Annotated in this window: 1 protein-coding gene; it reads left to right on the forward strand. The window is 38.6% G+C overall.

The genetic code is table 11. The annotated features are described in order from the left end of the window. The coding region (locus ACY3FQ_RS16980) for a transposase (protein ID WP_489774493.1) at nucleotides 1–303 on the forward strand (303 nt) is incomplete at both ends.

Below are 303 nucleotides of genomic sequence, written 5' to 3' on the forward strand. Positions count from 1 at the left end.
AGTATCGATCAGTATGGAAACAGACTTTTGCATAGATGCGTTGCAAGAAGCAATTGTGAAATATGGTTGTCCAGAGGTATTTAATACAGACCAAGGCAGTCAATTCACAAGCGAGGCATTTTTGAATGAGTTAAAATTGCGAAATATCCGTATCAGTATGGATGGGAAAGGACGATGGATGGATAATGTGATGATTGAGCGGTTATGGCGCAGCTTGAAGCATGAGGAAGTCTATTTGAAGGCTTACGATACGGTTAAACAAGCGAAACAATCAATTGCTGAATATTTGGATTTTTATAACAC

It is taken from the genome of Acinetobacter sp. AB03, from assembly GCF_058107045.1.